This window comes from Anaerotalea alkaliphila (genome assembly GCF_010179735.1).
Lineage (GTDB): Bacteria > Bacillota > Clostridia > Lachnospirales > Vallitaleaceae > Anaerotalea > Anaerotalea alkaliphila.
This window is the reverse complement of sequence record NZ_JAAEEH010000019.1, coordinates 31,189-51,991: the sequence shown is the minus strand read 5'-3', so window position 1 is coordinate 51,991 and position 20,803 is coordinate 31,189. Positions and strand designations below refer to the sequence as shown.

20 protein-coding genes and 2 tRNA genes are annotated in these 20,803 nt (G+C 55.9%); 18 read left to right on the top strand and 4 right to left on the bottom strand.

Going from position 1 to position 20,803, the window contains the following annotated elements; all coding sequences use genetic code 11:
* Position 1: 1 nt before the first annotated feature.
* From rsmI to GXN74_RS08170, 13 genes are all read left to right on the top strand, one after another.
* A complete protein-coding gene (gene rsmI, locus GXN74_RS08230; protein ID WP_162370455.1) occupies positions 2-841 on the top strand; it encodes a 16S rRNA (cytidine(1402)-2'-O)-methyltransferase in 840 nt (279 codons plus the stop codon).
* Positions 842-1,362: 521 nt separating this feature from the next.
* Positions 1,363-2,778: an anthranilate synthase component I gene (gene trpE, locus GXN74_RS08225; RefSeq protein ID WP_162370454.1), complete on the top strand. Its 1,416-nt coding sequence runs from the start codon at positions 1,363-1,365 to the stop codon at positions 2,776-2,778.
* A gap of 36 nt (positions 2,779-2,814) precedes the next feature.
* The gene (locus GXN74_RS08220) at positions 2,815-3,384 is read left to right on the top strand and encodes an anthranilate synthase component II (RefSeq protein WP_162370453.1); all 570 of its coding nucleotides are present in this window, start codon (positions 2,815-2,817) and stop codon (positions 3,382-3,384) included.
* Positions 3,385-3,404: 20 nt separating this feature from the next.
* Positions 3,405-4,418: an anthranilate phosphoribosyltransferase gene (gene trpD, locus GXN74_RS08215; RefSeq protein ID WP_162370452.1), complete on the top strand. Its 1,014-nt coding sequence runs from the start codon at positions 3,405-3,407 to the stop codon at positions 4,416-4,418.
* 12 nt (positions 4,419-4,430) lie between these two features.
* Positions 4,431-5,246 (top strand): indole-3-glycerol phosphate synthase TrpC, encoded by an 816-nt coding sequence (gene trpC / locus GXN74_RS08210; protein ID WP_246208640.1) that lies wholly within the window; start codon positions 4,431-4,433, stop codon positions 5,244-5,246.
* Positions 5,236-5,880 carry a phosphoribosylanthranilate isomerase gene (locus GXN74_RS08205; RefSeq protein ID WP_162370451.1) on the top strand — a complete coding sequence of 215 codons (645 nt, stop codon included), beginning with the start codon at positions 5,236-5,238 and terminating at the stop codon, positions 5,878-5,880. The genes trpC and GXN74_RS08205 overlap by 11 nt, the downstream gene beginning before the upstream one ends.
* A complete protein-coding gene (trpB, locus tag GXN74_RS08200) occupies positions 5,877-7,085 on the top strand; it encodes a tryptophan synthase subunit beta (protein ID WP_162370450.1) in 1,209 nt (402 codons plus the stop codon). The genes GXN74_RS08205 and trpB overlap by 4 nt, the downstream gene beginning before the upstream one ends.
* Positions 7,086-7,097: 12 nt before the next feature.
* A complete protein-coding gene (trpA, locus tag GXN74_RS08195; RefSeq protein WP_162370449.1) occupies positions 7,098-7,883 on the top strand; it encodes a tryptophan synthase subunit alpha in 786 nt (261 codons plus the stop codon).
* 61 nt (positions 7,884-7,944) lie between these two features.
* Positions 7,945-8,418 (top strand): MarR family winged helix-turn-helix transcriptional regulator, encoded by a 474-nt coding sequence (locus GXN74_RS08190; RefSeq protein ID WP_212505737.1) that lies wholly within the window; start codon positions 7,945-7,947, stop codon positions 8,416-8,418.
* 137 nt (positions 8,419-8,555) lie between these two features.
* On the top strand, positions 8,556-10,508 hold the full coding sequence (gene metG / locus GXN74_RS08185; RefSeq protein WP_162370448.1) for a methionine--tRNA ligase: 1,953 nt from the start codon (positions 8,556-8,558) through the stop codon (positions 10,506-10,508).
* Between the two features lie 13 nt (positions 10,509-10,521).
* Positions 10,522-11,286, top strand: coding sequence for a TatD family hydrolase (locus tag GXN74_RS08180; protein ID WP_162370447.1), 765 nt, complete (start codon positions 10,522-10,524; stop codon positions 11,284-11,286).
* 42 nt (positions 11,287-11,328) lie between these two features.
* On the top strand, positions 11,329-12,339 hold the full coding sequence (locus GXN74_RS08175; RefSeq protein WP_162370446.1) for a DUF3881 family protein: 1,011 nt from the start codon (positions 11,329-11,331) through the stop codon (positions 12,337-12,339).
* A 76-nt stretch (positions 12,340-12,415) separates the two neighbouring features.
* Positions 12,416-12,487, top strand: a tRNA-Arg gene (locus GXN74_RS08170).
* Between the two features lie 102 nt (positions 12,488-12,589).
* On the opposite strand, the gene GXN74_RS08165 is transcribed toward GXN74_RS08170, so the two are convergent.
* Positions 12,590-12,883, bottom strand: a complete 294-nt coding sequence (locus GXN74_RS08165; protein ID WP_162370445.1) for a Dabb family protein — start codon at positions 12,881-12,883, stop codon at positions 12,590-12,592.
* 149 nt (positions 12,884-13,032) lie between these two features.
* Here GXN74_RS08165 and typA point away from each other — a divergent pair, with 149 nt between their 5' ends.
* Together typA and trmB are read left to right on the top strand one after the other, a co-directional pair.
* Positions 13,033-14,853: a translational GTPase TypA gene (gene typA, locus GXN74_RS08160; RefSeq protein WP_162370444.1), complete on the top strand. Its 1,821-nt coding sequence runs from the start codon at positions 13,033-13,035 to the stop codon at positions 14,851-14,853.
* 191 nt (positions 14,854-15,044) lie between these two features.
* Positions 15,045-15,695: a tRNA (guanosine(46)-N7)-methyltransferase TrmB gene (gene trmB, locus GXN74_RS08155; protein ID WP_162370443.1), complete on the top strand. Its 651-nt coding sequence runs from the start codon at positions 15,045-15,047 to the stop codon at positions 15,693-15,695.
* On the opposite strand, the gene GXN74_RS08150 is transcribed toward trmB, so the two are convergent.
* Complete coding sequence (locus GXN74_RS08150; protein WP_162370442.1) at positions 15,686-16,681, bottom strand: CPBP family intramembrane glutamic endopeptidase; 996 nt, start codon at positions 16,679-16,681, stop codon at positions 15,686-15,688. The genes trmB and GXN74_RS08150 overlap by 10 nt on opposite strands.
* Positions 16,682-16,830: 149 nt before the next feature.
* Here GXN74_RS08150 and trxA point away from each other — a divergent pair, with 149 nt between their 5' ends.
* Together trxA and GXN74_RS08140 are read left to right on the top strand one after the other, a co-directional pair.
* Positions 16,831-17,148: a thioredoxin gene (gene trxA, locus GXN74_RS08145; RefSeq protein WP_162370441.1), complete on the top strand. Its 318-nt coding sequence runs from the start codon at positions 16,831-16,833 to the stop codon at positions 17,146-17,148.
* A gap of 151 nt (positions 17,149-17,299) precedes the next feature.
* Positions 17,300-18,358: a hypothetical protein gene (locus GXN74_RS08140; RefSeq protein ID WP_162370440.1), complete on the top strand. Its 1,059-nt coding sequence runs from the start codon at positions 17,300-17,302 to the stop codon at positions 18,356-18,358.
* A 42-nt stretch (positions 18,359-18,400) separates the two neighbouring features.
* Here GXN74_RS08140 and GXN74_RS08135 read toward each other — a convergent pair whose 3' ends face one another.
* Positions 18,401-19,600, bottom strand: a complete 1,200-nt coding sequence (locus GXN74_RS08135) for an AI-2E family transporter (RefSeq protein ID WP_162370439.1) — start codon at positions 19,598-19,600, stop codon at positions 18,401-18,403.
* Between the two features lie 148 nt (positions 19,601-19,748).
* Between GXN74_RS08135 and GXN74_RS08130 the strand changes: the two genes are divergently transcribed.
* Positions 19,749-19,822, top strand: a tRNA-Lys gene (locus GXN74_RS08130).
* Positions 19,823-19,914: 92 nt separating this feature from the next.
* Here the strand turns inward: GXN74_RS08130 and GXN74_RS08125 are convergent.
* Positions 19,915-20,796 carry a tyrosine-type recombinase/integrase gene (locus GXN74_RS08125; RefSeq protein ID WP_162370438.1) on the bottom strand — a complete coding sequence of 294 codons (882 nt, stop codon included), beginning with the start codon at positions 20,794-20,796 and terminating at the stop codon, positions 19,915-19,917.
* Between the last annotated feature and the right edge of the window lie 7 nt (positions 20,797-20,803).

Below are 20,803 nucleotides of genomic sequence, written 5' to 3'. Positions count from 1 at the left end.
GATGGCAGGACAACTGTTCTTGGTGGCCACCCCCATAGGCAATCTGGAGGACCTGTCCGCCAGAGCCCTCAGGACATTGGAAACGGTGGATTACATCGCTGCGGAAGACACGCGGCACACCCTGAAGCTGCTCAACCATTTTGGAATCAAAAAGGAAATGACCAGCTACCATGAGCACAACCAGGTGGAGAAGGGGGAGAAGATCCTGCAGGACCTTCTGGAAGGAAAGCAGGTGGCCCTGGTGAGCGATGCGGGAACCCCCGGGATTTCCGATCCCGGAGAGCTCCTGGTCCGGTCCTGCCACCAGGCGGGGGTGGATGTGACCGCAATCCCCGGTCCGGCGGCCTTGATCCTGGGACTGGTGCTTTCAGGCTTGTCCACCCGCCGTTTCGTCTTCGAAGGATTCCTTCCCGTGCAGAAGAAGGCCAGGCAGAAGATCCTGGAATCCCTGGAGGATGAGACCAGGACGGTCCTGTTCTATGAGGCGCCCCACAAGCTGCGGACAACCCTGCAGGACATGCACCAGGTCCTGGGGAACAGGAAAATCGTCCTGGCCCGGGAATTGACCAAGAAGTTCGAAGAGGTCGTCTCCATGGACCTGGAGGGAGCCATCCATAAATACGCCATGGAGGATCCCCGGGGGGAATACGTGCTGGTGCTGGAGGGGCAGTCCGAATCCTCCCTGGAAGCCAGGGAGTTGGCCCGGTGGGAAGAGATGTCCCTGGAGGAGCACCTGGTGTACTATGAGGAAAGGGGCATGGACCGGAAGGAGGCCATCAAGCAGGTGGCAAAGGACAGGAAGCTTCCCAAGCGGGAGGTCTATGGGCATTTCCATCGATAGTCCATCGATAGAAAAAGATCCGCTTTACAATGAAAATATTCCATGCTATAATTTATTCAATTAGTTTGCATCAACAATTGCATAAGACAAGTCAGTGATTGGAAAGAGTACTTTTTATGGAGTGTTTCAGCGAGCCGTCGGTGGTGTGAGGTACGGTACATGAAGTGATCAGGAATGGGTCCATGAGACGTGAGGCGAAAGCTCCTTGGGAGCCAGTAGCCGCATCCGGGTTCTCCCGTTACAGAGATGGGATATCGGCGGTGATTTGAACCGCATCGTATCTAAAAGCACGCAATTGAGTGGCATGGTAGGCACTTCGTCTCAATGATGGAGGGGCTTATTTTTTTACCTGTTACCAATGGAATGGGTGGCATAGCGAAAGGCATTTTCGTCCCAGAGAAGGGATGGAATTGCCTTTTTTTATACACTGGGAAAGTTCGTCCTAGCTTGTTTGGGACCAAACTTTCCCAGTGTAGTCTGAAAGCATATGAAGTATGCTTTCTTGGTTGTAGGAGGCAGAAATGGACAAGATGGTTTTGAAAGTGTATGAAGAGAAGATTTTTGGAGATGTGGAAACCCCCATCACCCTGTACAAGAAATATGTGAGGAATTCCACAGGGTTCCTGCTGGAAAGCAAGGAGCAGCCCAAAGGCAGGTATTCCTTCCTGGCCGCCAATCCCTTCCTGGAGATCCGGGCATATGGGAACCAGGTCCAGATCTACAAGGAGGATGTCCGGGGCGTGCTGGACAAAAGCCAGGTGGAGGTGCGGGAAGGCAAGGCCTTGGATTTCGTGAAGGAGGAAATCGAGCGGTACGAAATCCGGAACACCACCAGCATCCCTTTCGTAGGGGGGGCCGTGGGAACCGTGGGGTACGACATGATCAAGCAGTACGAGAAGATCCCCCAGGAGAACCTGGACAGTGTGGGGACCCCGGACTTGCATCTGCTGTTCATCCGGGAACTGGTGGTGTACGACCATTACCACCACATGATCCACCTGCTGGTGCTGGAAGAGGAGAACGATGCGGGTGCCAAGAAGGCGGAGGAGAAGCTGGCGGACCTGCACCGCATGCTGAAGAAGGATGTGCTGATCGAGGGGGAATCCTCCCAGCCTCCCCTGCAGTTCCAGAGCAATGTGAGCAGGAAGACCTTCATGGACGCGGTGGAGAAGGCGAAGGACTACATCTATGAGGGGGACATCTTCCAAGTGGTGCTGTCCCAGAGGTGGAGCGCCAGAACGGACTTGGATCCCTTCAGCATGTACCGCAAACTCCGTAGGGTGAACCCCTCCCCCTACCTGTACTACTTCAACATGGGGGATTACCAGATTGTGGGAAGCTCCCCGGAAATGCTGGTGGACCTTCGCAGCGGGACCATCCAGACCTGCCCCATCGCAGGCACCCGGAGGAGGGGGCGCTCGACGGAAGAGGACCAGGAGCTGGCGAAGGAGCTGCTGGCGGACCCGAAGGAGAGGGCGGAGCATGTGATGCTGGTGGACCTGGGCAGGAACGACATGGGGAAGGTCTCCCAGATCGGATCCGTCCATGTGAAGCAGTTCATGGAAGTGCAGAACTATTCCCATGTGATGCACATCGTATCCCTGGTGGAAGGGGAGAAGCGGGAGGACAAGGACATGTTCGAGGTCCTCATGAGCTTCCTGCCGGCAGGGACCTTGTCCGGAGCACCCAAGATCCGGGCCATGGAAATCATCGAAGAGCTGGAAATCTCCAAGCGGGGAATCTATGGCGGCGCCATCGGATATTTCGGCTTCAACGGGAACATGGACATGTGCATCGCCATCCGCACCATTGTGGTGAAGGACGGCGTCGTCCACATCCAGTCGGGAGCGGGAATCGTGGCGGATTCCGAACCGGAAGCCGAATACGAGGAAACCGTGAACAAGGCAAAGGCCATGATGGCCGCCATCAACCAATGACAGGTCCGTAAAAAACGGTTTTGCAGGAGGAATCCCATGATCCTATTGATAGACAATTACGATTCGTTCACCTACAATCTGTACCAGTACATCGGGGAATTCGAGCAGGACATCCTGGTGGTGAGGAACGACGCCATGACGGTGGAGGAAATCGAAGCCCTGGCCCCGGAAAAAATCGTGCTCTCCCCCGGACCCAAGGCCCCCAAAGACGCGGGCATCTGCATGGATGTGATCCGGCATTTCGGAGGAAAGGTCCCCATCCTGGGGGTATGCCTGGGACACCAGTGCATGGGGGAAGCCTATGGAGGGAAAGTGGTCCATGCCAAGCGCCTGGTCCACGGGAAGAGCTCGGTGATCCGGTTGGCCCGGGACCCCCTGTTCGAGGGGGTGGGGGAGGAAATCCAGGTGGCCCGGTACCATTCCCTGATCGTGTCCAAGGAGGGTTTCCCCGATTGCCTGGAGGTCCTTTCCCAGACAGGCGAGGAGGAGATCATGGCAATGAAGCACAAGGATTTTCCCGTCTATGGCCTCCAGTTCCATCCGGAGTCCATCCTGACACCCGAGGGCAAGATCCTCATCCGCAACTTCATCGAGAAGATCCATTGACCGAAAGGGAGGAAAAAACCATGATCCATGAGAACATCCAGAAGATGATGGCAGGGAACAACCTGACCGAGGAAGAGATGCTGGAAACCATGACCAAAATCATGAGCGGAGAGGTGACCGAGAGCCAGATGGCCAGTTTCCTCACCGCATTGAAGATGAAGGGGGAATCGGTTTCCGAAATCGTGGGAGGCGCCAGGGCCATGCGCGGCAAGGCGGACAGGCTGGAGCTCCAGAACTACTACACCGTGGACACCTGCGGCACCGGCGGGGACCATTTCGGAACCTTCAACATCTCCACCGCAACGGCCATCGTGGCCGCAGCCGCGGGCATCAAGGTGGTGAAGCACGGGAACCGTTCCGTGTCCAGCAAATCAGGAAGCGCGGACGTGCTGGAAGCATTGGGGGTCAAGATCGACCTGACCAAGGAACAGGTGGCCCGCTGTCTGGAAGAGACGGGCATCGGATTCTTTTTCGCCCCCATTTTCCACCAGGCCATGAAGCATGTGGGCAAGACCAGGAAGGAGCTGGGATTTCGGACCATCTTCAACATCCTGGGACCCCTGGCGAACCCGGCCAACGCCAATGCCCAAGTGCTGGGCGTGTTCGACGGCGCCCTTCTGGAACCCATGGCCAACGTGCTCCTGAACCTGGGCGTGGAGCGGGCACTTGTGGTCCATGGCCAGGAAGGGCTGGATGAACTGTCCATTTCCGCCGATACGGAAGTGGTGGAAATAAAGGACGGGAAACTGCACCGGTACACCCTCCGGCCGGAAGATTTCGGCATCCGTCGGGTGGGCATCGATGAAATCAAGGGAGGCGATTCCCAGGAGAATGCGCGCATCATCCGGGACCTGCTGGAGGGGATGCAAGGCCCCAAGCGGGATGTGCTGCTGCTGAACGCCGCCGCCGCCCTATACGTGGGGAAAAAGGCGGACAGTCTCCAGGAAGGCATGGGGATGGCGGCTTCCCTGATCGACAGCGGCCAGGCGGCCCGGAAGCTGGAAGAGTTCATCGCCGCATCCAACCGGGTCTGAAAGGGGAAAGCCATGATGGAACAGGATAAGAACATATTGGACAGGATTGTGGAGAAGAAGAGGGAAAGGCTGCAGGAAAAGGGATGGGACCTGGAAGAACTGGTGGGCCAGGTCAATTCCCTGGAGCCCTCCAAGGAACCCTTTCTCTTCTACAAGGCCATGGCCAAGGAAGGGATTTCCATCATCGGGGAAATCAAGAAGGCCTCGCCCAGCAAGGGTGTGATCAAAGAGGACTTCCGTCCTTTGGAACTGGCCAGGGAGTACGAGGGGGCGGTGGATGCCATCTCCGTCCTGACGGAAGAGGACTTCTTCCAAGGAAGCGAAGCGTATCTCCAGGCGGTGAGCCAGGCGGTTTCCCTTCCCACCCTCTACAAGGACTTCATCATCGACAAGGTGCAGGTCTACCGGGCAAAGCTTGCGGGAGCCAGCTGCATCCTGCTGATTGTGGCCATCCTGAAGGAGGAAACCTTGAAGGAGCTGCTGGAACTGGCCGAAAGCCTGGGGATGGATGCCCTGGTGGAAACCCATGACGCGGATGAAATCCAGACGGCCCTTAGGGCCGGAGCCAGGATCGTGGGGGTGAACAACCGGAACCTGAAGACCTTTGCAACAGACCTGGACCTGACCCTGGAGCTGGCGGACCTGATTCCAGAAGGGGTGCTGCTCATCAGCGAAAGCGGCATCGACACCATGGAAGACGTGCAAAAGCTGGCGGGCGCCGGGGTGGACGGCATCCTGGTGGGGGAAAGCTTCATGCGCAGCGGGGACATCAAGGCCAAGGCGGAAGCGTTCAAAAAAGGAGGTCAGGCGGGAAACCATGCAGGTTAAGATCTGTGGCATCAAGCGGATGGAGGAAGTGGAGATCCTGAACCGGTATCCTGTGGATTATGCGGGCTTCATTTTTGCGGCGAGCAAGAGGCAGGTTACGCCGGAGCAGGCAGGGGTCCTGATCGCCCGACTTCGGCCTGGAATCACGCCTGTGGGGGTCTTCGTGGACGAGTCCCCCCAGCGGGTCAACGACTTGGTCCGGGAATGCGGGCTGGAGGTTGTCCAGCTCCACGGGCGGGAATCTGTGGAAGACATCCGGAGGATTAAGGCCAGGGTGTGGAAAACCATCCCGGTGGATGTGGAGGATCCCTCCAGCCTGGAAATCCTGGAATCCTGGGAAGCGGCCCTGCCGAAACTGCCCAACCTGGAGGGATTGCTGCTGGATGCCCGGGTGGGCGGACAGTCGGGGGGGACGGGGAAGGCCTTTCCCTGGTCCTGGGCGGCCGGGCTGGAGGAAAGGTTTCCGCTGTTCCTGGCGGGAGGACTTTGCCCGGAGAACATCCGGGAGGCCATCAGGACCCTGCACCCCGCCCTGGTGGACGTGAACTCGGGTGTGGAAACGGACCTGCTCAAAGACGAGGAGAAGATCCGGCGCCTATTTGAAGAGATCGACAAGGAGGAAAAAGATAGATGAAGAAGAAATTTGGAGAATTTGGCGGCCAGTATGTGCCGGAATCCCTGATGATGCCCCTCCAGGAGCTAGAGGCGGCGTTCATCGACGCCATGGCGGACCCGGCGTTCGTCAAGGAGTACGAGTACTACCTGGAGGAATACGCGGGAAGGGAAACCCCCCTCTACTATGCGAAGCACCTGACGGAAAAGACCGGCGGGGCAAAGATCTATTTGAAAAGGGAGGACCTGAACCATACGGGCGCCCACAAGATCAACAACGTGCTGGGACAGGTCCTGCTGGCCAGGCGGATGGGCAAGAAGCATGTGATTGCCGAGACCGGCGCCGGACAGCACGGGGTTGCCACAGCCACAGCGGCGGCCTTGTTCGGCATGACCTGCACCGTCTACATGGGCGAGGAGGATGTGCACCGGCAGGAGCTGAATGTGTTCAGGATGCAGCTCCTGGGTGCGGAAGTGGTGCCGGTGGTTTCCGGTTCCAAGACCCTCAAGGACGCCACCAACGAGGCCATCCGGGAATGGGTGAAGCGGGCGGAGGACACCTTCTATGTCATCGGGTCCGTCGTGGGTCCCCATCCCTACCCCACCATGGTCCGGGATTTCCAGCGGGTCATCGGGGACGAGACCCGCAGGCAGATCCTGGAGAAGGAGGGACGGCTGCCGGACAGGATCTACGCCTGCGTCGGAGGCGGAAGCAACTCCATGGGCATGTTCTACCCCTTCCTGGACGACACCCAGGTGGAACTGGTGGGCGTGGAGGCCGGGGGGCTTGGGATCGCCTCCGGGAAGCATGCGGTGGTCCTCCATCCGGAAGCCAAAGGCACCCTGGGCGTCTTCCAGGGAATGAAGACCATCCTGCTGACGGACAAGAACGGGAACATCATACCCGCCCATTCCATCTCCGCCGGCCTGGACTATCCCGGTGTGGGACCGGAGCATGCCCATCTGAACCATATCAAACGGGCCCGCTACGAAGTGGTGACGGACCAGGAGGCCCTGGAAGGGTTTGAAATTCTGACCAGGACGGAGGGGATCATCCCGGCCCTGGAAAGCTCCCATGCCATCGCCTGCGCCCTGAAGGAGGCGGCCGCCATGCCGAAGGACAGCATCATCGTCATCAACGTTTCCGGCCGGGGGGACAAGGACACCCACACCATCATGGAATACTACAAACAAGGGAAAAGCGGGCTGGAAAGCCTGAACAAATAGGAGGGGTGCGAAATGAATCCATTGGAAAGAAGGCTACGGGACTTGAGGGCCCAAGGCAAAAAAGGTTTTATCGGATATCTGACCGCGGGGGATCCGTCCATAGCGGAGACGCTGGGACTGATGGAGGCCCTGGACCGGGGAGGATGCGATGTGATCGAGGTGGGCATCCCCTTTTCGGATCCGCTGGCGGACGGACCGGTGATACAGGCCGCCGGCCAAAGGGCCATAGAAAAGGATCTGGGGGTGGAGGAGATCTTCCAGGTGGTCCGCCGTTTCAAGGAAAAAAGCGGCACCCCCTTGGCGTTCCTGGTCTATACCAACACCATCGTGGTGTACGGGAAGGATGAATTCATGCGGGCCTGCAAGGAGATCGGCGTGGACGCCCTGATCGTCCCGGACCTCCCCTACGAGGAGCAGGGGGAAATCAAGGCGGAGGCCGACGCTGCGGGCATCGCCCTGATCCCCTTCGCTTCCCCCACCTCCGGGGATCGGCTGACCTACACCCTCAAGGAAGGGGAAGGATTCGTCTACTGCGTTTCTTCCATGGGGGTTACAGGCAGGGACTCGGAATTCCACAAGGACCTGGACAAGTACATCGCCGCCGTGAAGGAGAACACGGACCTGCCCGTGGCGGTGGGCTTCGGAATCTCCACAAGGGAGGACGTGGTCCGGATGGCGGGCATCGCGGATGCGGTGATCGTGGGTACGGCCATCGTGCGGAAAATCGAGGAAAGCAAGGGAAATCCGTTCGTGGTGGAGGCTTTCGTCCGGGAGCTCTCTTCCGCCCTGGAAAGCTAGGCTTTCCTTGACAGTACTGGAAATGTAGGCTATACTTTGATTATCAAAGTAAAAGTTGGTGATGCATTTGAGCGATCTCTACGAATCCCTGAACGGGCTTCTTGTACGCCTATTCAACCATATCATGACGATTGAAGAAAAAGCACTGATCATCGATGCGTTCAAGGACATTTCCATTACGGACATGCATGTGATAGAAGCCATCGGCTATGACACCGCCCGGAACATGAGCGCCATAGCCCAGGACTTGGATGTGACGGTGGGCACATTGACCATCGCCATCAACAATCTGGTGAAGAAGGAATATGTGCGCAGGGTCCGCAGCGCCAAGGACAAGCGTGTGGTCCTCGTATCCCTCCTCCCCAAAGGGCAGGCGGCGTATCTGCACCATATGGAATTCCACAAGGAGATGGTGGACAACATCATCAAGATGCTGAAGCCGGAGGAAGCGGAAGTGCTGAACAGCGCCCTCCACCAGTTGGAACGGTATTTCGATGCGACCTACAAGGCGGCACAGAGGACATCAGGAAAATGAACAGCAGAAAAGACGCCCCGGATGGGCTTCCGGGGCGTCTTTTCTGCTGTTTCCATTGTATTTGGGGGATGCATGGTGTATAATCTAATGTGCGTTTAACATGGAAATCAATACTAGAATCGGAGGTTCCAACATAGATGAAACCCTATTACATCACCACGGCCATCGCGTACACATCCCGCACCCCCCATATCGGAAACACCTATGAGGCGGTTCTTGCGGACAGCATCGCAAGGTTCAAGAGACAGACGGGCTATGACGTGTTCTTCCAGACAGGCACGGACGAGCACGGCCAGAAGATCCAGCAGCAGGCCCAAGCCAGCGGCGTCACTCCCAAGGAGCTGGTAGACCAGATTGCAGGGGAAGTGAAGCAAATCTGGGATATGATGAACACCAGCTACGACAAGTTCATCCGCACGACCGACGGGGAACACGAAAGGGCCGTCCAGAAGATCTTCCGCAAGCTGTACGACCAGGGGGACATCTACAAGGGAACCTATGAAGGCCTCTACTGCACCCCCTGCGAGTCCTTCTTCACGGAGAGCCAGCTGGTGGAAGGAAAATGTCCGGACTGTGGCCGGGAGGTGGAAAAGACCAGCGAGGAGGCCTATTTCCTGCGGCTGAGCAAGTACCAGGACCGTCTGATGAAGCACATCGAGGAAAATCCGGAGTTCATCCAGCCGGAGTCCCGCAGGAACGAGATGGTGAACAACTTCCTGAAGCCCGGACTCCAGGACCTTTGCGTCTCCCGGACCTCCTTTTCCTGGGGCATCCCTGTTGATTTCGACGACAAGCATGTGGTCTACGTATGGGTGGACGCCCTGTCCAACTACATCACAGGGTTGGGCTACGACCCGGACGGCGAACCGGGGGAGCTCTTCAAGAAATACTGGCCTGCGGATGTCCACCTCATCGGGAAGGACATCCTGCGATTCCACACCATCTACTGGCCGATCATGCTGATGGCCCTGGGGGTGGAGCTTCCCAAGAAGGTGTTCGGCCATCCCTGGCTGATGACGGGGATGGACAAGATGTCCAAGTCCAGAGGGAATGTGATCTATGCGAAACAGCTGGTCCGCCATTTCGGCGTGGACGCCGTGCGCTACTACGTGCTGCATGAGATGCCCTTCGCCCAGGACGGGACCATGACCTACAGCCTGCTGGTCAACCGGATCAACTCCGACCTGGCCAACATCCTGGGGAACCTGGTGAACCGGACGGTGGCCATGGTGGACAAATATTTCGGAGGCGTGGTCCAGGCGCCGTCGGCACCCGGGGAGTTTGACCAGGAGCTGGTGGACCTGGCCCTTTCCACACCGAAGAAGGTGGAGCGGAAGATGGACGACCTGCGGGTTGCGGACGCCATGGACGAGATCTGGACGCTGCTGCGCAGGAGCAACAAATACATCGACGAGACCACCCCCTGGATCCTGGCAAAGGATGAAGCACAGCGGGAGCGGCTGGGGACCGTCCTCTACAACCTGCTGGAATCCATCCGTTTTTCCGCGGTCCTGCTCAAGTCATTCATGCCCGAAACGGCGGAAAAGATCCTGCGCCAGATCAATGCGAAAAAGGAAGCTTGGGAATCCCTGGCGTCCTTCGACGGAACGCTTCCGGGAGAGCCGGTTGGCAAGGCGGAGGTCCTGTTCGCCCGGATCGACGAGGCGGTGAAGCTGGAGGAGATCGAGAAGGAGATGGAACAGGAGGCGACTGGTACGGAGTCGGCGGAAGCCACGGAACCGGAGGAGGAAGCGGCGGCAGTCGAACCCATCACCATCGACGATTTCTTCAAGGTGCAGATGAAGATCGGGGAAGTGCTTTCCTGCGAGCCGGTGAAGAAATCCGACAAGCTCCTGGTTTCCCAGATCAAGGTGGGCAAGGAAACCTGCCAGATCGTATCCGGCATCGCCAACTGGTACAAGCCGGAAGAGATGGTGGGCAAGAAGGTTGTGGTCGTCATGAACCTGAAGCCGGTGAAGCTGAGGGGGGTGCTGTCCGAAGGGATGATCCTGGCCGCCAGCGACGAGGAAGGCAACCTGAATGTGCTCACGGTGGACGGCGGCATCGGAAACGGAGCCGATGTGGGCTGAGGGAGGTGCACCCATGATATTTGAGAGCCATGCCCATTATGACGACGAACGTTTCCAGGAGGACCGGGACCAGGTCCTGTCGTCCTTGGGGGAACACAACATCGGCTATGTGGTCAACATCGGCGCCAGCATGGAATCCACCCGCATGAGCCTGGAGCTGGCCCGACGATATGACTTCGTCTATGCGGCCGTGGGGGTCCATCCCCATGAGGTGGGGGACATGACCGAACAGGACTTGGAGCTGCTGCGGGAATACGGACGCCAGGAGAAGGTGGTGGCTGTGGGGGAAGTGGGCCTGGACTATTACTACGACACGGCCCCACGGGAAGCCCAGAGACGCTGGTTCAGGGAGCAGACCAGACTGGCGGTGGAGCTTGGCCTGCCGGTCGTCGTCCACAGCAGGGACGCCTCCAAGGAAACCTTCGACATCCTCCAGGAGGAGGCCTTCGGCAGGATCTTAGGCGTCATCCATTGTTTTTCCGGAAGCAGGGAAACCGCCTTGGAGTATGTGAAGCACGGGTTTTACATCGGTGTGGGGGGCGTGCTGACGTTCCCCAATTCGAAGGCCCTCCAAAGGGTCGTGGATGCGGTCCCCTTGTCCAGCATCCTTGTGGAGACGGATGCACCTTATCTTGCCCCTGTGCCCAACAGGGGAAGAAGGAACGACAGCAGGAATCTGCCCCATATCATCGAGGCGATCGCCCGGAGGAAAGGGCTGGAGCCGAAAGAAGTGGAGGATGCGACCTTCGAGAACGCGCGAAGGCTGTTTTCCTTGTAACAGGTTTGCATTTGCCGCCAGACGGACGAAGGAGGTGTGGTCATGATTCTATATATCAAGGCATTGGGATTCAGTGAGTACGACAGCAGGGAGAAGGCGGAAGCCCTGGTGGGGGAGGTTCTGAAGGAACCCAGCAAGCGCTTTGCGTCCAACCACCGGTCCAACCAGATCCATGTGGAATACTACAAGGAATACGGTCCCCATTACGGCCTTGTGGCCAGAGGGGAACTGGACGATAAAGAGGAATTGAAGATCCACGCCCTGCTCCCCTACGCGCTGGGAAGCCAGCGTACGGACACACATGAGGTGGATGTGGTCCAGGGGGACAAGCCGGATGTGTTCAGCGGCTACTGCGAGGAAAGCAGGTCCGGCACCCCCATTTCATTCTTCCTGCAGAATGTGATCGACTACTGGGACCTGGAAGACGAGGAGGATGTCTACATCGAAGGCGTGCGGTTGGCGGCGTTTTCCATCGAAGGCACGGTCGTCCTTCCCATCGACAAGGATGAGGAGGAGCTCCTGCTGGAGGCGGAAGAGGACAGGATCCGGGAGGAGCTGCTGGAGGAGGCCCGCAGGGGCAACGAGGAAGCCATGGACATCCTGGAAGAGGAGGCGGACGAGGCCACCGAAATGCTCCATGAGCGGATGAAGTCGGAAGACATCCTGAGCATCCTGGAGGGGTATTTCGTTCCCTTGGGGGACGACGACGACATCTATTCCCTCCTGGGGACCATCGAAAAGGTGAAAAAGCTGAAGAACAAGGTCACAGGAGAAAGCATCTACCAGCTGGTCGTGAAATGCATGAACATCACCATCGACTTGTACATCAACGTGCAGGACATGGTGGGAAAACCTATGGTGGGGATGCGCTTCAAGGGTTCCTGTTGGATCCATGGGACCATCGACTTCATCGACAGCTCCAGCAGAAGGAAGGCCCAGGCGGAAAAATCGGCCGCAGAGGAGACCGGGAAGACCAAGGAAGAAGCGCCTCCTCAAGACGAAGACGAAGACGACTGGGATGCGGACGGGGAAGACGGGGATTTTGAAAATTAGTGCTTGAAAAAGTGGAGCATTGTTGTTATAATAGTCATGCTTGCGTAGTGGAAGCAGGCATGGCTATCATACATCTGCTGGTATAGTTTAATGGATAAAACGAGCCCCTCCTAAGGGTTAGCTATAGGTTCGATTCCTATTACCAGCGTTCTACGGAAAGAGAGACAAAATCCCGCCCAGACAGCGATGTCACGGCGGGATTTTGTCGATGTGGAAATCCATGCATGGAGTGTGCAGGAATAGGGGTGCTCTAAACCTCGTAGTCCACCACAACCCGGTCCTTGACTACGGAGCGTACATACTTGCCGACCTCCACATGGGCCGGATGGACCACATAGGCGTCCAGGTCTTCCTTGGAGTCGAATTCGGTGTACAGGGACACGTCGTGGGACGAATCCGAATCGTTGAAGTTGATGCCCACCTCGATTTTGCGCAGGAAGCCGATCTCCTTGGTGAGGGCTTCCAGCTTTGCCTTCAATGTCTGCAGGACTTCGGCCTTCTCCGGGCCCTCCTGGATGTTCCACAATACGATATGCTTGACCATCTTTTCCTCCTTGATTTGGGATGCCCCCATTATAAGGGATATATTGATGTCTTGTCAAATGCTGAAAAAAATGGTATGATGAATTGCTATGCAATAAAACGGAATACTGTAACGGCCATATCGGCCATCGATCGATGAATGGAGTAAAGATGGAAAAAAGAAGGGATATCATCAATGTGGCGGTAATCGCCCATGTAGATGCCGGAAAATCCACCCTGGTGGATGCGATGCTCAGCCAGAGCGGAGTGTTTAGAGAGAATCAGGAAGTAGTGGAATGCGTGATGGACAGCAACGACCTGGAAAGGGAGCGGGGCATCACCATTTATTCAAAGAATTGTGCCATAGAGTATGAAGGTGTGAAAATCAACATCGTGGATACCCCGGGCCATGCGGACTTCTCCTCGGAAGTGGAGCGGATCATCAAGACGGTGGACACGGCCATCCTGCTGGTGGATTCCAGCGAAGGGCCCATGCCCCAGACCCGGTTCGTGTTGCAGAAGGCGCTGGAGACAGGGATGCGCCCCATCCTGCTGATCAACAAGATCGACAAGAAGGACCAGCGGGCGGAGGAAGTGGTCGACATGACCTTCGACCTGTTCGCGGACCTGGGAGCGGAAGACCACCAGCTGGACTTCCCCATCCTGTATGGGGAGGCCAGGAACGGCGTGGTGAAGTATGAGATGCACCATGAGAACGAGGACATCAAGCCCCTCTTCGACCTGATCCTGAAGCATGTGCCCACCTATCCCCGGAGGGATGACGAGCCCCTGCAGATGCAGGTTTCCGCCCTGGCCTACGACGAGTACATCGGACGCCTGGGAATCGGCCGGGTCACCCGTGGAATCCTGCGCCAGGGACAAGTGGTTGCCGTGGCGGACCAGGAGGACGGCGTACGCAAGGCCAAGGTGACGAAGGTGTTCGTGAACGAAGGCCTGGCCAGGAAAGACGTGAAGGAAGCCTTCAGCGGAGACATGGTGATCATCGCCGGAATCCCGGACATCTCCATCGGGGACACCATCTGCGACGAGAACGTGGTGGAACCCATGGAGAAGATCCGGATCGAGGAGCCCACCCTGTCCATGAACTTCCTGGTCAACAACTCCCCTTTCGCGGGAAAGAGCGGGAAATACGTGACAACGCGCCATATCCGCGCCCGGCTTGAAAAGGAGCTGGAGACCAACGTAGGTCTGAAGGTGGAGGAGATGGAAGGAACGGAAGGATACAAGGTATCCGGCCGTGGAGAGCTGCACCTTTCCGTCCTGCTGGAAAACATGCGCAGGGAGGGCTATGAGCTGTCCGTATCCAAGCCGGAAGTGCTGCTGCACAGGGATGAAAACGGCAAGCTGCTGGAGCCCTTCGAGAAGGTTCTGATCACCGTGCCGGATGAATACAGCGGAACGGTCATCTCCAAGCTGAACATCCGCAAGGGGAACATGGAAGGGATGCTGGCGGAGAACGGATACACGAAACTGGAGTACCTGGTTCCCACCAGGGGGCTGCTGGGATACCGGAGCGAATTCATCAACGATACCCGTGGAGAAGGGGTCCTGGTCCGCTCTGTGGAAGGATACCATCCCCACGTGGGAGAGATCCCCAAACGGAACAACGGCGTCCTGATTTCCCAGGAGGCAGGCTCCACCATGGCCTATTCCCTCTTCAACCTCAGCGAGCGGGGAACCATGTTCGTAGGACCCGCCACAGAGGTCTACGAAGGCATGATCATCGGCATGAACAGCCGTAGGGACGACATGGTCGTGAATCCATGCAAGAACAAGAAGCTGACCAACACCAGGTCCTCGGGTGCGGACGACGCCATCAAGCTTCTGGAACCCAAGGAATTCACCTTGGAGGAGGCGCTGGAATTCATCGAGAGCGACGAATGGGTGGAAGTGACCCCAGACAACATACGTCTCAGGAAGAAGATCCTGAACAATGGCGAACGGGCCAAGGCCAACAAGGCAAGCAAGTAGAATCGGGGAAAATCGATAAAATATACAATATCGTTAAATACTATTCATACTCTGGACATATTTGTTTGGTAACATAGGAAATGTAATAACTATCCCCCCTTTTATTATATATATTATGCTTAGTCCTACCCGTATCGGTTTTGTTGGGTAGGTTTTTTTTGCAAAAAAACATCCAAAGGAGGAGAATGGAGATGAGGATCAGAAATGTGCCGGGAGCCTTCGAGAAGATCATGGCCCATTCCCATGTGGTCTCCAAACCCATGGAACATAAAGGGAGATGGAAGGAGGTCTTCGGAAACGGCAACCCCATCCATCTGGAATTGGGAATGGGCAAGGGAAGGTTCATCCTGGGGCATGCCCAGGCCCATCCGGATGTGAATTATATCGGGTTCGAGAAGTTCAGCAGCGTCCTGTACAGGGCGACGGAAAAGATCGACCATCCCGGCCATCATCCCAATGTCCGCCTGCTGCTGGAAGATGTGGCGAACCTGACGGACATCTTCGAGGAAAACGAGGTGGAAAGGATCTACTTGAACTTCTCCGACCCCTGGCCGAAGGACAGGCATGTCCGCAGGCGGCTCACCCACCGGGATTTTCTGGAAAAATACAGCAGGGTCCTGGGACCCTGCTGCGATCTGGTGTTCAAAACGGACAATCAGAAGCTGTTCGATTTCAGTGTGGAAGAAATGAAGGCGTACGGACTGGAAATCGTGGAATATACCAGGGACCTGCACAACATCCCCTATGCCGAAGGAAACATCATGACGGAATACGAGAAGAAGTTCAGCGGCAAGGGCCATCCCATCTACCGGGTGGCGGTCCGTTTCCGTCCTCAGCCATAGGTCATGAAACGGGGCAGCAGGATTTCGAACAGCACCACATACAGCAGAAAAAGGAAGATCATGAAGAAGAATTGGGGAGTCCATATGGACTCCTCTTCCATTTCCGGCATCGCCGGTTCCCCGGGAACCTGGGGAAGGAACGCCCCCGTAGGGGCATTGGCCTTCAACAGCCCCGCCTTGCCGTTGTACAGGGCCATCAGGCGCAAGACCAGGAGCAGGAGGGGGAACGTCAGGAGGTTCACCAGCAGCAGGGCCCCAGCCGCCGTCAGCAGGCTGTAGTTGTCCACGCCTCCTGCGGGCACCAAAGTGCCCAGGTCCGCCCCCATCCCGTCCATCACATCAAAGATCAGGCGCTGGTAGACCAGCATGGAGGCGTTGATGGTGAAGTGGATGGCCATGGCCGAGAAGATGGAACCTGTCAGGTGGACCACCAAAGCCAGCAGGATCCCCATGAGTACCGCATAGGAAAACTGGTTGAGGTTCAGGTGGAGGATGCCGAAGAAAAGCCCGCTGACCAGGCAGGTCGTCCTGACCGGCTTGCCCCGGTAGTTGCTGAGGATGATGGAACGGGCGGAGAGCTCCTCGAAAATCCCGGGAAAGACCCCGATGAAAAGTATGGAGGTTCCCAGGGAGAGGTCCTGCATCTCCATCAGGCTCTCGGCAATGTAGTTCTTCACCAGGAACTGGGAGAGGATGTTCACCAGGGACAAGGCAGGCATGACGAGAACGGCGATCCCCAGGGAAAGCAGGAGGTTGACGATGTCCAGGCGGTACAGCTGGAAGGTGGGACGGAGGGGGACGCGGGTATACAGGACATAAAGAAGCACGGGCAGGAACACCAGGCCCAACTGGGAAATGGCGGTCAACCCCAAAAAGGGGATTTCCAGGCCGAACCCCTGTATGATCAAACCAAGGGAATTGCTTCCCAACAGGAAAAACAAAATCGCAAACAACTGGTAGTTGTTGCCTCTTCTAACGGAATACATGGACTTTTCCTCCTTAAATGCGGCTCTGTAGACTCATCATACCATAGGTCAAGAAGGAATGGAAAGAAAACTGTTGACTATATCGTATAAACGTAATATAATAATACCAACGCAAGAAATCAATGGTTTTCATATGAGGAGGAAGCGCAATGGCACTTATATTATCAGACGCAACATTCAAAGAGCAAGTATTGGAATCCGATGTTCCTGTATTGGTAGATTTCTACGCTGACTGGTGCGGACCATGCAAGATGATTGCCCCCATCGTGGAAGAGCTTGGAAAGAAATTCGAAGGAAAAGCCAAAGTAGGCAAGCTGGATGTGGACAGCAACGGTGTGACGGCACAGCAATACAGGGTCATGAGCATCCCCACCCTCCTGATCTTCAAGGACGGAAAAGTGGTGGACACCATCGTGGGCGCCGTGCCCAAACAACATCTGGAAGCGAAATTGAACGCAGTACTTTAATGGAATCCGGAAAGCCAAGGGCCTTTGGGAAGAGGGAAAACCTTCTTCCCGGGGCCCTTTCTTCTCGATTGACACCGAAAACGGCGCATGTTATAATTTTGTCAAAGACTGGTGTGCATAATGGCGCATGGAAAGGGAGAGGAGGAAGCTGATGAAGACAATCGCCTACTACATATCGGATGCGGGTTTCGGCCACATGACACGCTCGCTGGCCATCATCGAGCATCTGCTGGAAACCACCGAGCATGACATCTACATCTCTGGAAGCGAGGTCCAGACGGACTACACCAAAATATACCTGGCATCCCATCTGGACAGGATCAAGTTCGACAAGGTACAGACGGACGCCAGGACGGTCTATGTGGACCACAGTTTCGAGGTGGACGTGAAAGCGACGGAGGACAACATCCGGGAGTTCCTGGCAGGACTGGGGGAGGCGGTGGAAACGGAGATGCTGCGTCTGAAGCACCGGAATGTGGCCTGCGTGGTCACGGACCTTTCCATCCTGGGCATCAAGGTGGCAAAGGCCTTGGGAAGGCCGGTGGTGGGCATTTCCAACTACACCTGGTACCACCGGTACAAGAAGTACGGAATCGGGGAAGAACTCATCGCACCCTACCTGGAAGCCTATAATGAAATGGACAAGATGCTGACCTTGGGCCTCTCCGACAGCATGGACGGCTTGGCCTGTCCTACGGAACAGGTGGGTTTCGTGGCCAGGAAGACCAACAGCGCCGCGGACAGGATGCTAAGGACCTCCTATTGGCCCAGCGCCTATGTGTCCATCGGACAGATGGCCAACTACAGCGAGAAGGAGATCGCCGTGGACTTTCCGGACGGGCATGTGTTCGCCACCGGGAATGTGAAGCTCCGGGGCAATGTCCACGTCGCACCCCTTCCGGCCAGGGTGGGGAACACCCAGGATTATGTGGCCTCCAGCTCCATGGCCATCATCAAACCGGGGTGGGCTTCCGTTGCGGAATGCCTGGTGTATGGCGTCCCCTTCGGCGTGGTGAAGACCAACCGGGCGGAAGACGGGGAGATTGTGGAGAAGCTGGTGAAGGAGGGCTGGTGCTTCGCGATGGACCTTGCGGAGCTGCACACGCTGGAAATCCACCGGCTGTACCGGGTGGCGGTCCACCTGCGGGCACCCAAGATGCCCAACAGCGTGCCGGGCATCGTCCAGCGGATCCTGGACATGGCGGTATGAGAAAGCGGATGCGAACCCCGGCAAGGGAGCGCATCCGCTTTCTCATGGCTTTCTTTTCTCTTCCACAGGCAGCACGCTGGACATCCGCCGGTCATACTTGGCGTTGATGCTTTTCTGCACGACCGTGCTGATGACCGCGAAGAAAGGAACACCCAGGAACATCCCGATGAAGCCGAAAATCTTCCCAAAGATGATGATGGAAAAGATGACCCAAAAGGGGCTCAGGCCCGTCGAATCCCCCAGGATCTTGGGTCCCAGGATGTTGGCGTCGAACTGCTGGATGACCAGGACGATCAGCAGGAACCAGAGCGCCCTGGCCGGATCCAGGACCAGCAGGAGGAAAAAGCCGACGCCGCCGCCGATGAAGGGTCCGAAATAGGGGATGATGTTCGTCACGCCCACCAGCACGCTCAGAAGCAGGGTGTAGGGGATTCCGGCGAACAGCAGGACGAAGAAGGTGAGGATCCCTATGAGCAGGGAGTCCAGGAGCTTGCCGATGAAGAAATTGGTGAAGATCCGGTGGCTGTCCTTGAACACGTTCATCAGATAAATGGCCAGCTCCGGAGAAAACACGGCCAGCACCCCCTTTTTTGCCGCCAGGACGGACCGTTCCTTGGCGAAGAGGATGTAGATGGCGATGATCAGCCCCAGAACCAGGTTGAGGAGGCCGGCAGCCAGGCGGGTAATGGAAGTCACCAAAGTGGGAGCGAAGCTCTTCAGCATCTCGGAGAGCTGCTCCAGGGAATCCGGCAGATAGGAATTGATGTAATCGCTGAAAAGGCTCAGGTCCAGATAGTAGTCCGTATCGCCGATCCAGTATTTTCCCTCCTCCATATGCGCCATGATGATCGGCAGGAACCGCTGGGGAAAGTCCGCCACCTCCCGGATGCTAAGGAGCAGCTGGGGAAGAACGAAGGCCAGCAGGATGACCACAAAGCCCAGGATCACCACATAGGCGAGAAAGATGGAGAGCCCCCGCTGCAGCCCCTTGTGGGGAAGGTGGAACTTTCCGATCCGCAACCTGGAAAAAAGCTTCCTTTCGAAAAAATTGACCATGGGGCTGATGAAATAGGCCAGCAGGAAGGCCATCAGGAAGGGATACAGCACGCCGGCCACGGATTTGACCCCCACCAGCGTATTCTCCCAGTTGTCCGTGAATTTATAGATGCCATAGCATACGGCAAAGACAATGACCGCATAGGCCGCTATGGTCGTGTATTTCCGGTTCCAGTCCAATCGCATAAAAAACCTCCTCCATTCGATACATGCATCATAGCAAAAATATCGGGAACATGCCACAGGAAACCGGGAGGAAAGTGAAAAAAACCTTGAAAAAAAACGGTTGACGGATGGGACATTGTTGGGTATAATTAAGTTCGTTCTAGAGAATGCCTCATTAGCTCAGCTGGCTAGAGCACCTGACTCTTAATCAGGGTGTCCACGGTTCGAACCCGTGATGGGGTACTACCTGACAGACATTGAAAAAAGCCATGTTTCAGGCTTTTTTTTATTGTCCAAATGTGGATACCTTATTTTGATTTGTATTGCAGGGAACGTTATAGTATGGTATCCAAGTATGATATTCCTTTCTTCCTGCGGATGAATTGAGTGTTTGCAGCAATGTTCAAGTAGATTTCTGTTGTCTTGCTGCTTGTATGTCCCAAAAGCCGGGAAAGCTGGTAGATGTCTCCCAGGTCGTTGATGAGGAAATTCGTTGCAAATGTGTGCCGAAGAAGATGGGCATGAAGCCGGATGATTCCCGTTTCCATCTTTAGATCCTGGAACATCATCTTTATAACGTTGCTGCTTAATCCATGCCCTTGCTTGTCCAGAAAAAACATTTCCTCTTTAGGATTTTTTGGGGTCCTCTTGTACATGTACTGGAGAAGGGCCTTCTTGGTATTCAGGCCGAAAGGAACAATACGCTGCTTGTTACCTTTTCCCCTCAAAACGATATATTTTTCATCGAAATTGATATCTTTCAGACGAATTTGTTCTATTTCCGATTTCCGGGGGCCGGAATCAAGGAACAACATGCAAATGGCTTTGTTGCGGATCCCTACGGTGGAATTGTCGAAAGAAGAAAACAAAGTGTTGATTTCATCATCCGACATTATTTCAATAGCCACCTTGTTGGCTTTGGGGACCTTGATGTCATCATACCATTTTTCCTTGATATGCTTCTGTTCATACATCGTTTTTATGTAAAACTTGATATGCCTGATATAGGTCTGAATGGATTTGTTTGATATCCCCTTTTTCCTCAAGTGAAGATGATAGTTGTTCACATCCTGAAAAGTAAGCTCTTCAAGGTCCTTGTCTTTCAGATGATCCGCAAACCTAGTGACTATTTCCCGGTAATTCCTGATGGTCTTTGGGGTATTCCCCTTTAGCTCCTGTTCTATTTCGAAAATAGGGATAGATTCCTTTATGGTCATGTTTCAA